General features: G+C 68.0%; 13 protein-coding genes and 2 pseudogenes. 8 read left to right on the forward strand and 7 right to left on the reverse strand.

Annotation, left to right across the window (positions count from 1 at the left end; genetic code table 11):
- Positions 1-10: 10 nt before the first annotated feature.
- Positions 11-613: a DUF742 domain-containing protein gene (locus tag IH68_RS0144230; RefSeq protein WP_030948116.1), complete on the forward strand. Its 603-nt coding sequence runs from the start codon at positions 11-13 to the stop codon at positions 611-613.
- Positions 614-737: 124 nt separating this feature from the next.
- On the opposite strand, the gene IH68_RS0144235 is transcribed toward IH68_RS0144230, so the two are convergent.
- Both IH68_RS0144235 and IH68_RS0144240 read right to left on the reverse strand, forming a co-directional pair.
- Entirely contained in the window at positions 738-986 is a 249-nt protein-coding gene (locus IH68_RS0144235) for a hypothetical protein (RefSeq protein WP_037886276.1), read from the reverse strand.
- 315 nt (positions 987-1301) lie between these two features.
- On the reverse strand, positions 1302-1502 hold the full coding sequence (locus IH68_RS0144240; RefSeq protein WP_030948123.1) for a hypothetical protein: 201 nt from the start codon (positions 1500-1502) through the stop codon (positions 1302-1304).
- A 14-nt stretch (positions 1503-1516) separates the two neighbouring features.
- Here IH68_RS0144240 and IH68_RS60010 point away from each other — a divergent pair.
- From IH68_RS60010 to IH68_RS0144255, 3 genes and pseudogenes are all read left to right on the forward strand, one after another.
- Positions 1517-1612, forward strand: a pseudogene (locus IH68_RS60010) (IS5/IS1182 family transposase); the annotation flags it as partial.
- Between the two features lie 400 nt (positions 1613-2012).
- Positions 2013-2855, forward strand: a complete 843-nt coding sequence (locus IH68_RS0144250) for a helix-turn-helix domain-containing protein (RefSeq protein ID WP_030948126.1) — start codon at positions 2013-2015, stop codon at positions 2853-2855.
- A 73-nt stretch (positions 2856-2928) separates the two neighbouring features.
- The gene (locus IH68_RS0144255) at positions 2929-3540 is read left to right on the forward strand and encodes a dihydrofolate reductase family protein (protein ID WP_030948128.1); all 612 of its coding nucleotides are present in this window, start codon (positions 2929-2931) and stop codon (positions 3538-3540) included.
- Positions 3541-3542: 2 nt separating this feature from the next.
- Here the strand turns inward: IH68_RS0144255 and IH68_RS57470 are convergent.
- Positions 3543-3710: pseudogene (locus IH68_RS57470) on the reverse strand (IS630 family transposase); the annotation flags it as partial.
- A gap of 413 nt (positions 3711-4123) precedes the next feature.
- Positions 4124-5020 carry an alpha/beta fold hydrolase gene (locus IH68_RS0144265; RefSeq protein WP_030948131.1) on the reverse strand — a complete coding sequence of 299 codons (897 nt, stop codon included), beginning with the start codon at positions 5018-5020 and terminating at the stop codon, positions 4124-4126.
- 103 nt (positions 5021-5123) lie between these two features.
- Between IH68_RS0144265 and IH68_RS0144270 the strand changes: the two genes are divergently transcribed.
- The 3 genes from IH68_RS0144270 to IH68_RS0144280 all read left to right on the forward strand — a co-directional run bounded on the left by IH68_RS0144270 (position 5124) and on the right by IH68_RS0144280 (position 7746).
- Positions 5124-5690, forward strand: coding sequence for a TetR/AcrR family transcriptional regulator (locus tag IH68_RS0144270; RefSeq protein ID WP_030948134.1), 567 nt, complete (start codon positions 5124-5126; stop codon positions 5688-5690).
- 272 nt (positions 5691-5962) lie between these two features.
- Complete coding sequence (locus IH68_RS0144275) at positions 5963-7048, forward strand: alkene reductase (protein ID WP_030948137.1); 1086 nt, start codon at positions 5963-5965, stop codon at positions 7046-7048.
- Positions 7049-7233: 185 nt separating this feature from the next.
- A complete protein-coding gene (locus IH68_RS0144280) occupies positions 7234-7746 on the forward strand; it encodes a MarR family winged helix-turn-helix transcriptional regulator (RefSeq protein ID WP_199931993.1) in 513 nt (170 codons plus the stop codon).
- On the opposite strand, the gene IH68_RS59590 is transcribed toward IH68_RS0144280, so the two are convergent.
- The 3 genes from IH68_RS59590 to IH68_RS0144295 form a co-directional block, all read right to left on the reverse strand.
- Complete coding sequence (locus tag IH68_RS59590; protein WP_324607701.1) at positions 7717-8175, reverse strand: hypothetical protein; 459 nt, start codon at positions 8173-8175, stop codon at positions 7717-7719. The two genes, IH68_RS0144280 and IH68_RS59590, sit on opposite strands and share 30 nt — an antisense overlap.
- Positions 8176-8439: 264 nt before the next feature.
- Complete coding sequence (locus IH68_RS0144290) at positions 8440-9216, reverse strand: polysaccharide deacetylase family protein (RefSeq protein ID WP_030948142.1); 777 nt, start codon at positions 9214-9216, stop codon at positions 8440-8442.
- Between the two features lie 78 nt (positions 9217-9294).
- Entirely contained in the window at positions 9295-9504 is a 210-nt protein-coding gene (locus IH68_RS0144295) for a hypothetical protein (protein ID WP_159403843.1), read from the reverse strand.
- 532 nt (positions 9505-10036) lie between these two features.
- Between IH68_RS0144295 and IH68_RS58755 the strand changes: the two genes are divergently transcribed.
- Complete coding sequence (locus tag IH68_RS58755) at positions 10037-10255, forward strand: hypothetical protein (RefSeq protein ID WP_234341790.1); 219 nt, start codon at positions 10037-10039, stop codon at positions 10253-10255.
- Positions 10256-10445: the final 190 nt, after the last annotated feature.

The following is a 10445-nucleotide window of genomic DNA, read 5'->3' on the forward strand; positions in this document are numbered from 1 at the left end:
CGGGGAGAACATGAGCACCGGTGAAGGCCCGTCCGGCCCTCGAAGAGATCAGCAAGCGGAGGACGAACAGACCTTCGCCGACGTGCTCAACGCGTTCAGTTTCGGCACCGGACGACGTAGGCGGAAGACCGCCGGCACTCCTGGCACGCCGCAGGACATGGCATACGACGAGAGCAACGAAGCCTCGCCGCCGCCTGCCCCCGAGTCGTACGGGCCGGCTTCCCAGGTGGACTACCAGCCGTCCACCTGGGAAGCCGGCAGCGTGGAGCCAGGAGCACCGGCCTCACTCGTCCGCGCCTACGCATGGACGGGCGGCCGGACCAGGTCGCACCACCACTTCGAGGTCGAGACCCTGGTCACTGCCGCCGATCCGGGCGACGTCCCCCGCGCTGCCACGCAGTGGGACCGCGCTGTGCTCGACCTGTGCCGGGAACCGAGGTCGGTGGCCGAGGTGGCGGCGCTCGTCGCGGTGCCGCTGGGTGTGGCCAAGGTCCTCCTCGGTGACATGGCGGAATGCGGGATGATCGTCGTCCACGAGTCGGCGACCGACGCCGACGATGCCCCGACCCAGGCACTGATGGAGAGGGTGCTGATCGGACTGCGTCAGCTCTGACGGGGCTCCGCGCCGGGCAGGGGGCACCTCACCCCGCCCGGGCGCGCACTCACCAGTCGTCGGGGGCGTTGCCCACCCACATGATCGGCTGCCCCTCGATCGGGTGAGTTCGGCAACGGATTCGTCAGATCGGCGCCTTCTCACAGGCCGCGTAGTTGCTGGTCGGCGCGCCGGCACCGAGGCAGTGGAGGTCGACGAGGGGTGTGCCGTTCGAGATGATCAGGCCCTGCTGAGGGGCGTTGACGGTGACCGTGGATGACGAGAAGCCGTCTCCGCCGGTGACGACCGTGTTCGTGTCGGCGGAGGCAGCTCCTGCACCAACGCAGAAAGCACTGAGGGTAATTGCCGTGATAATCGCGAACTTTCTGGACAATTCGGTTCCTTCCTGAATTCACGCATGTGCACGCTTGCATCCAAGGCGTGGCCGTGATCGTTCACCTTCCACCGGGAGTGGGTCCTTCCGGGAGCAGATCCAGGCACACATCCCGGGCCCGGTCTCCTCCACGATGGATGGTCTGCGCGGTGCGCGCACGAGGAACACCGCCAACGAGTGAACTCGGCGACTCGCGGTGAAGCCCTGCGCCAGAGACTCGGCCCATGACACAGCCGTGCGCTCCCGCCCCGGCTCGGTGGTCGCGGGGCGGGAGCGCAGCACCAGTGTCGCGCCGCATCGCCGGGTGGGGTGGCATCAGGCGCTGCGGGGCCTGCGTGCCGCCGTCTTCTTCGTGGTCTTTTTCGCCGTGGTCTTCTTGGCCGGCTGCTTCTTCGCGGTCTTCTTCTTCGGCAGCTCGTGGACATCGGCGTTCTCGCCACGGGAGGCGTTGGCCTGCTGGACGGACTCAACGGTCCGGCCATCGCCCGCCCGCTTGCGCGCTGCCAGCCCGCACACTGCACGCTGGCACAGTGGTGGCCACCGCCCGTCCCGCCCCGGACAACAAGGCCGACGCCCATGTCTGGCGCAGCTCCGGCCTTCCGGAGCAGTGCCAGGGGGTCACGGTGCCGGTCTCCAGCCAAAGCTCCCGGCTGGAAGACGACGTGGGCACTCAGCTCTGAATCGTCCGTCCAGGCCGGAGTCCTCCGCGCTGCCAAGATCGGACAGGCGATTCTCGACACTCTGACGGCCGTCGAGGGCCGCGAGGAAATGACACGGAAGCTGAGACAACCGACGGCGACGCGGCGTGAGGCTCCTCCAGAACTCCCAGGTCAGAGACCTAGCGGATGACACGAGCCGCGAGACCCTACATGTCCGTTGACAGGGAAGTTAGTCCGCCGCGAGCCGCTGACCTGCGCGGACTAGAGATCTTCAATGGCTGGGGTTACGGCCCCGAGGGGGCGATCCATGGCAGGAGCGGTGACACCGCCCTCGCGAACTGAACGCTCGGGCGGCCACACTGGGGCCATGGAATACGTCGGCCGGGTGCCCGCTCCGCCGCTCGACCGGTTCATCGACGACATCTACTGTCTGACCGGGGTGCCTCACCACCGGCTGATGAACGTCCCGCCGATGCCGTCGGCACACTTGTTCCTTCACCTGGGCGGGCCCGTCCGTCTGTGGGACTCAGACCGTTCGGTGCCGCCGGCGGTGTTCACCGACGGGTGGTTCATGGGCGTATGGACCAGGCGCTTCCTCTTCGAGTACCCCACGCATGTGCGGCTCGTCGGGGTGCACTTCAAACCCTGGGGGATGTCGCCGTTCGTCGATCTGCCGGTGGCCGAGCTGCGTAACCGGTGGGCGCCGGTCGATGCCGTCTGGCAACGCTCTGTGGACCGGATTCGAAACCGGGTCGGTGACATCGCGTCGGCCACCGAGACCTTGCGGGTGCTGGAGGAGGAGCTGCGGTCGCGACTAACCGAGGCCCCGGCGCGCGGTCTCGACCTGGTCCAGCACACAGGCGGGCGTCTGGAGACCTCGCACGGCACGATCCCGGTGAGTGCGCTGGCCGATGCCGCCGGGGTGAGTGGTAATCACCTGGCCAACCTGTTCAAGACTCATGTCGGTGTCACCCCGAAGCGGATGGCGCGGATCTACCGCTTTGCGCGGCTGATCGTGTCCGTGGACGCCCTGTGCCCGGTCGACTGGTCGGAGCTCGCCCAATCGGCGGGCTACTTCGATCATGCCCACTTCAGCAGGGAGTTCAAGGATTTCACCGGCCACACTCCGACGGACTACCTGGCCCTGTGGCGTCGATTCCCCCTCGAGCGGGGAGGTCCGCAGGACTACGGTCCGATGCCGGCCGATTGATTTCTTACATGCCCGGGTCCTCTCGACGCGAGAGGATTGCCCCAACCCCGCATAGAGCTTCCGAGGAGGGCCCGTGGGCGCGGTGATCATGCACAGCGTGGTGTCGGTGGACGGCTACATCGCCGACGAGAAGGGCGAGGTCGGGCCCCTTCACGACTGGTACTTCAGCGGGGACGTCCCGATCGTCGTAGGCGGGGGCGAGCAATACGACCATTCCGGAGCCGGAAGCGGCATCAAGGTCTCCCCCGCGTCGGCGGACTACGTCCGCACGATGTGGGAGTCGATCGGCACGATTGTGATGGGCCGCAACCTGTTTGACCTGGTCAACGGCTGGGAGGGCAAGCCGCCTGCGGGCGATCACGTGGTCGTGGTGTCCCATCGGCCCAAGCCCGAGGGGTGGCACCCCGAGGCGTCCTACCATTTCATTGACGGTGCGGTGGCCGCGATCGACAAGGCCCGGGAACTCGCCGGGGAACGGATCGTCGCCGTGAATGCCGGCGACGCGGGTGCCCAGATCCTCGCGGCCGGTCTCGTGGACGAGGTGGCGATGGACGTGGTTCCGGTGGTGTTCGGTTCGGGCAGGCGCTACTTCGGCGGCATCGACGGGCAGCATCTGCTGGAGGATCCACACGTGGTCGTCCAGGGCGACAGGGTGCTGCACCTGAGGTTCAAGGTACGCCGCTAGAGTCACGGCGGTCGGAGGTCGGGCCTGTCCTTGGCGATGAGCCCCTCGATGAGGCGGGGGCGGTGCTGCATCCGCTTCAGCTGCGTCTTCGCCAACGCGATCAGCTGGTCGAGGCTGGGTTTGGTGAGGTTGGCCAGTGACCTCTTCACGTGCGACCACACGCCTTCGACGATGGCAGCCGCCGACGGAGCGCAGGTCCTCGCACGCCTTCTCCTCTTCTCCTCGTCACTGCCGCTTGGGGCCCTCGCGAGCCCGCCACTCGCGGCGCGCAGACGCGGGTACGGCGTCGCGCTGCGCCCCCGTGCACCGCAGCGGCGGGGGGATAGCAGGTCCGGCTCGTACCGTGGCGCAGGCTGTGTTCCGTCAGGCGGCCGGCACGCTTGAGGGGCGTAGGAGGTGCGGCAAGTCGGCTTGCCGGCCTGGCTGTTGGGCTATCGGGCGCTGCGGGGCCTGCGGCCGGTCGTCTTCTTCGGGGCCGGTGACGCCTTCGCCTTCCCTGGGCGGCCGCGTCCGCCGTCAGGAAACAGGTGAGGGGGCCGGTTCACCGGGCCCCTCACCTCGCAGTTGGTGCTGACCGGTCGGGTCAGCGCAGGAAGTCCAGCAGCCGCTTCGTCAGCTCCTGCGGAACTTCTTCGGGCAGGAAGTGACCGGCTTGGGAGATGACCAGTTCGGTGACGTCGGTGGCCACCAGGCGCATGGTCTCCGCGGGCATGGTGCCGGTGCTGTACTGGCCGCCGATGGCCAGCACCGGGATGGTCAGCGGTCCGTGGTCGCGCCAGCGCTGGACGTGCTCGGCGGTGGTGTCGAGGGTGCGGTAGTACTCGAAGCTGGCATGCCGGGCGGCCGGGTCGCGCAGGTGGTCGACGTACAGGTCCACGGCGTACTGCGGGATGGCGCCGGGGGTAGCGGTCTTGGACGCGAACTGGTGGCCAAAGTAGATCTCCTCGCGGCCGGCGATCAGGCGTTCGTTGAGGTCTGCGAGGCGGTTGATGACGAAGTGCGACATCACCTCGTTGGTGGTCGGGTCCGTCAGCATCGGCGGGAACGGGGTGAGGCCGGGGAGGATCGACTCGGCGCCGACGAAGCGGGTGACGCGGTCGCGGTGGCTTGCGGCCAGGGCGTAGGCGACCAGCATGCCAAGGTCGTAGCCGACGACGGCGAAGCGTTCGTGGCCGAGTGCGGTCATCAGCTCGGCCATGTCGTCGGCAAGGGCGGCGGCGGCGTAGCCGGTGGCGGGCTTGTCGCTGGCGCCCATGCCGCGCAGGTCGGGGGCGATGACGGTGAAGTGCTCGGCCAGGGCGGGCATGGCCAGGCGCCAGCTGTACCAGAACTGGGGCCAGCCGGGCAGGAGCAGCAGCGGCGGGCCGTCGCCGCCGACGACGGCGTGCAGGGTCACCTCGCCGGTGGTGACGGTGCGGCTGGTGAAGGTGTCGGTGAACCCGGCGGGCAGGCCCGGGACCTCGGTGACGGTGAACGCCATAGCGGCTTCTCCTCGGGACGCGAAGCGGCGCCCCATCGAAACGGATGAGCTATCCATTTCAACGTAACACGAACCGGATGACTCATCCACTTATGCTGGGGGTATGACCCCTGCACCGATGCGCAAGGACGCTGCCCGCAACCGGCAGCGCATCCTCGACGTGGCCCGCCGACTCATCGACGAAGGCACTCCTCTGCTGCTCAACGACATCGCCCGCCTCGCCGGCGTGGGGGTGGCCACGACCTACCGGCACTTCCCGACACCCGAGGCCCTGATGGAGACCGTGGCGGCCCCGGGCCTGGAGGATCTGATCGCCCGCGCGGAACAGGCCCTGACCGAGGAGGACCCCTGGGGCGCCCTGACCGACTTCCTCAGCACCACCCTCGAGATGCAGCTGACCGACCCCTCCATCACCCTCGTCCGCGCCGCCCCCGAACGCGTCCTGCCCCGCACCCAGGAGCTCACCGCCACACTGGACACACTCGCCGGCCGCCTGCTGGAGCGCGCACAGGCGGCGGGATCGGTTGAGGGCGTCGTCACCTGGGACGATCTACTGCCCCTCATGTGCGGAATCGCCTACGCCGCAGGCGTGCATGCCGACGACCAAGAGGAGCGTCTGGACTCCGGCCGCCGCTACCTGGGGGTGATGCTGCGGGGGCTGCGCAGCTGACCCAGCGCAAGCCGGGCGGAGGCCACACGGAGAACTTCCCCCTTATGCCTGCTCGAACAAGCAAAGGCCAAGCGCACCTCTGACGCCAATCGCAGGCTGTCAGTGCAGGATCCTCAAGTGCACTTTTTAACTTGACCCTCTCTCGCTCGTGATGTGAATCACATTCATATAGGGAAGTCCGGACCGTATTTACCTGTTCGGACAAGTAACGGTTCGAGAAGACACTTTCGCAGCCGTGTGACGCAACCCCTCCCCCGCGAGAAGAGATGATGATGTCGAAGGCATTCGAGCCTTACCAGCTGGGCGGCCGGCTCCTGGCCAACCGCCTGGTGATGGCACCGATGACCCGCAGCCGTGCCTACGGGCCCGGCCAGAGCCCCACATCGCTCATGGCGGACTACTACGCGCAGCGTGCCTCCGCCGGACTGATCGTCACTGAGGGCGTCCAGCCCTCCAGGGTCGGCCAGGGCTACCCCGACACCCCCGGCATCCACACCGCCGAGCAGATCGCGGCCTGGCGTACGGTGACCGACGCGGTGCACGCCCGCGGCGGCGTGATCTACCTCCAGATCATGCACACCGGACGGGTCGGCCACCCGGCACTGATGGGCCTGCAGCCCGTCGGTCCCTCCGCCATCCGGGCCACGGGGCAGGTCTACACCCACGAAGGCCCCCAGGACTTCGTCACCCCGCACGAGCTGACCGACGCGGAGATCCGCGCCACCATCGACGACTTCGCCACCGCTGCCCGCAACGCCGTCGAGGCCGGCTTCGACGGCGTCGAGCTGCACGGCGCCAACGGCTACCTGATCAGCCAGTTCCTCGCCCCGAACAGCAACCAGCGCAACGACGCATGGGGCGGCAGCCCCGAAAGGCGTATCCGCTTCGCGGTGGAGACCGCCAAGGCCGTCGCCGAGGCCATCGGCGCCGACAAGGTCGGCTTCCGCATGTCCCCCGGCAACCCCTTCAACGACATCGACGAGTCCGACGCCACCGACCTGGAGACCACCTACACCGCCCTGGTGGACGCCCTCGCCTCGCTGAACCTCGCCTACCTGCACCAGCTGGAGGTCGACGGCGTCCGCGATCTGACCCTCAGGCTGCGCAAGACCTGGCCCGGCACCTACATCCTCAACCCCGCCAGCGGCGGGCAGCCCACCGGGCCGACCGAGCTGGAACTCGTCGAGAACGACACCGCCGACCTGCTCGCCTACGGCGCCCTCTTCCTCGCCAACCCCGACCTCCCCGCCCGCCTCGCCCAGGGCGGCCCCTTCAACACCCCCGACCCGTCCACCTTCTACGGCGGCGACGGCAAGGGCTTCACCGACTACCCCACACTGGAGGAAGCCCGCGCCTGAGGGTTCGGCGCCGGACCCGAGCCCATCGGTCATGCCACGCCTGAACAGCCCATACCCTGCCTTCAGGATGCGGACCTGAGGGCCTGTCCGCGGCGGTCGGCCCAGCGCCGGCTGCCGCGTGCAGGTGCTGCAAGCACGGCTGCGCGTTGAGAAAAGCAGAAGGGAGCGCCGTGGAATCCGAGGCAATGCCCCAGGTCCCCGAGACCGGGGAACTCCCCGAGGCCGCACGCCGCGGACCGATCAGCCATGCGATCTTCCGGGTGGCCCGCCTGCACCGTATGCTCGCCGGCCAGCTGCTGCGCGAAGTCGGTCTGCACCCGGCCCAGGAACTGGTCATGATGCAGCTGTGGGACCGCGGCCGGATGCGCCAGACCGACCTGGCCCGGCACGTCGGCGCTGATGCCGCCACCATGACCCGCACCATCCAGCGTCTGGAGAAGGCCGGCTTCGTGCGCCGGGTACCCTCCACCAGCGACAAGCGCTCCGTCCTGGTCGAGCCCACCACCGCCAGCCACGCCCTGCGCCAACAGGTCGAAGACCTCTGGGCACGCCTGGAGGACCACGCCGTCAGCGACCTCACCGACGACGAATGCCGCGAAACCCTCGCCGTCCTCGAACGCCTCGAAACCAACCTCGCCGCCCACATCAGCGACGTTGAACCGCCCGCCTCACCCGGAGCCCGACCAGGCGCCGAGTGAGCGCGCGGACGTGCTCCGTACCGGGCCTCGGTACCCGACGGGTCTCCCGCGACTCTGAGATCGTTTCATCTTGAACTCGCAGGTCGTGGTACTGGTGTGAGCCCGTGATGCGGTCCTCGTGCTGGCAGGCGGAGTGATCGCCGTCAGGTGATCGTCTGTCACCGCTGGATTTCGCGGTTCGCCAGAAACGAGCAGGGCCCGTAGCAGCGTGGTGGCGTGGTGGAGGTTCATGCGGACCTTTGTCAGAATGAGCCAGGTCTTCAGGTTCGCGAAGCCGTGCTCGACGGCGGCGCGTTCGCAGTTGACCAGCCGGTTCGCCTCCTTCTCGGCGTCGGTGAGGCGGTGGGAGCGGGTCGCCTTGCGGCCCGTGATGATGACCGGATCATCGTCGGGGTCGTCGTCGAGGCCGACGAAACCGAGGTCGGCCAGGGCGCCGAGGCCGGCCTCGCGTAGCTGCCTGGTGACGGATCAGCCGCATCCCACCCGCCCCGGGCGTCACCATTTCACCTGCTAATGATCACGTCCGAGATGAGCACGAGCGCGTCAATCTCCACCCACATCAGCGGCCCGACCTGCGAATTGAAAATCGATCAATGGGATGCAGAACGAGTCACCGGAGTTCGGCGGAACCGGTGGCCGCCGCTGCCGTGATGGCGAGGGACCCATGAGGCGGACGCTTCGCATGTCAGTCAGTCACTTGTAGATCTTGCCGGGCTCGGCCTTGGCCGGAGCGAGCAGCTGGGAAACAGTCACGAAGGTGTAGCCCTGCTTGCTGAGCGCCTTCAGGATGGAAGGCATGGCCGGCACGGTGCCCTTGTGCAGCGGGTGGAGCAGGATGATCCCGTCGCGGCCGGCGCCGTCGAGCACGCGCTTGGTGATCAGCGCCGTGTCGTCCGTCTCGTAGTCCTTCGCGGTCACCGTCCACAGCACCTGCGCCATCCCCAGTTCTTTCGCGACCTTGGAGACGCGGTCGTCGGTGCGGCCCTGGGGCGGGCGCATCAGCGTCGGCTCGGTGCCGGTGATGCCGGAGATGGCCCGTGCCGTGCGGCGCAGCTCGTCGCGGATCTGCGCATCAGAGACATCGGTCAGAACCGCGTGCGTCCAGGTGTGGTCCCCGATCTCGTGGCCGTCCTTGGCGATCCGCCGCACCACATCCGGGAACTTGTGGATGCGCCGGCCCTCAAGGAAGAACGTCGACGGCGCCTCGTACTTCTTCAGGAGGTCCATCAGCCGGTCTGTGGGTTCGCCCGGGTTGCCGTCGAAGGTGAGCGCGATGCACTTGACCTTCCGACAGTCCACCTGTCCCGACGGTACGCCTGCTCCAGACGCGGCCCGGTCACGTTCCTCGCGCGGGGAGAGCGTCTCCATCTTGTTCGCTTGGATGACCATGCCGACGGTCACCGTCACGGCCGCCACCACGGCCAGGGTCAGGAGTATGAGCAGGCGAGGCCGCCTCTTGAGGATCTTCACCTCAAGGAGAAGATTTCAGCATAGGAAGGGTTGCCCAGCGGCCTCGATTGTGAGGCAGGACACGCGCGTGCAGCGCTTTCAAGCGAGCTGCGGCGCGACCTCGGCTGTGATCCGCTCCAGCGCCTCTTCGACGTGCTCGGTCGCCGACGGTGGCGCTGATGTGCCTCGCGCCGGGCAACGGCACGCTGCTACAGCCGCCGCCAGGCGGGCCACCTCGGCTTCCGCCTCCGCGAGTTCCTTGCCCAACTGCGCGCCCCGGTCCGTCAGCACGACCCGCCGCTGAGTCACCCACGTCAGCACCGCAGCCACCCGCTGCCCCCGTCTCCCGCCCCGTGAACTGCCGTGATTCCGTGGACAGTAGACGGCACGGACGCCCCGCGGCCGCAGTTCCGGCCAATCACTCCATGACCAGACGATCACCTGCTACCGATCACGCCACCGACCAGCACGAGCACCCCCATGACCGGCGACACCAGCCCCGTGACCTGCAACTTCAGGATGAAACGATCTCTCTCATAAACGGGTCCTCTGCACGAGAAAGATCGATCAAGGGCCGCCGGACCCCCGCCAACCTCGGATCTGTCCACAGAACCCGTTCTCACTCAAACCACCTCACCGCCCACGGCCTGGTCCTGGAGATGCTCGCCGGTCCGCTGCCCGGCATCTAGGACCCCACCGGGCCGGGCAAGCTGCTGTTCGCGCTCTTCGCCGCGATGCGGAGCCCGAGCGGGAGAACATCCACGAGTCCACGCTGGAAGCGCTCGACACCGCGGCCGGCAAGGGCAAGTACGGCGGCCGGCTGCCGATCATCACTGACGACATGTTCCACACCGTGCTCCGCCGCCAGGCGCTGGGCGAGTCCGTCGAGCAGATCCAGCCCGACCTGATCATCCCCACAGGCAAGCGCAAGGGACAAAGCCCATCCGTCGCCGGCATCTACCGGGCGCTCGCCGAACACGCCAGGCGCGAGGCATACCCCGAAGCCGTCGAACAGACCCCGTGCCGACTTCGCCGCCCGCCCCGGCAGCGAAGTTCCTGAACCCCGCACAGAAGGAAGGCCCTAGCAACACGCTGAGCTACTTGTCGCTTTGTGGCAGCTTCGGAAGAACAGGGCCGAAACGCAGGTCCCCCGGTCAGTCGTTGCTGGGTGTGTCCGGGTGGGTTGCGGGTTCGGGCAGGGGTTCGGTGTTGCGGCTGCTGAGGCCGTCGAGGGAGATGTGCAGGAGGCG

This window comes from Streptomyces sp. NRRL S-646 (assembly GCF_000720765.1).
GTDB lineage: Bacteria > Actinomycetota > Actinomycetes > Streptomycetales > Streptomycetaceae > Streptomyces.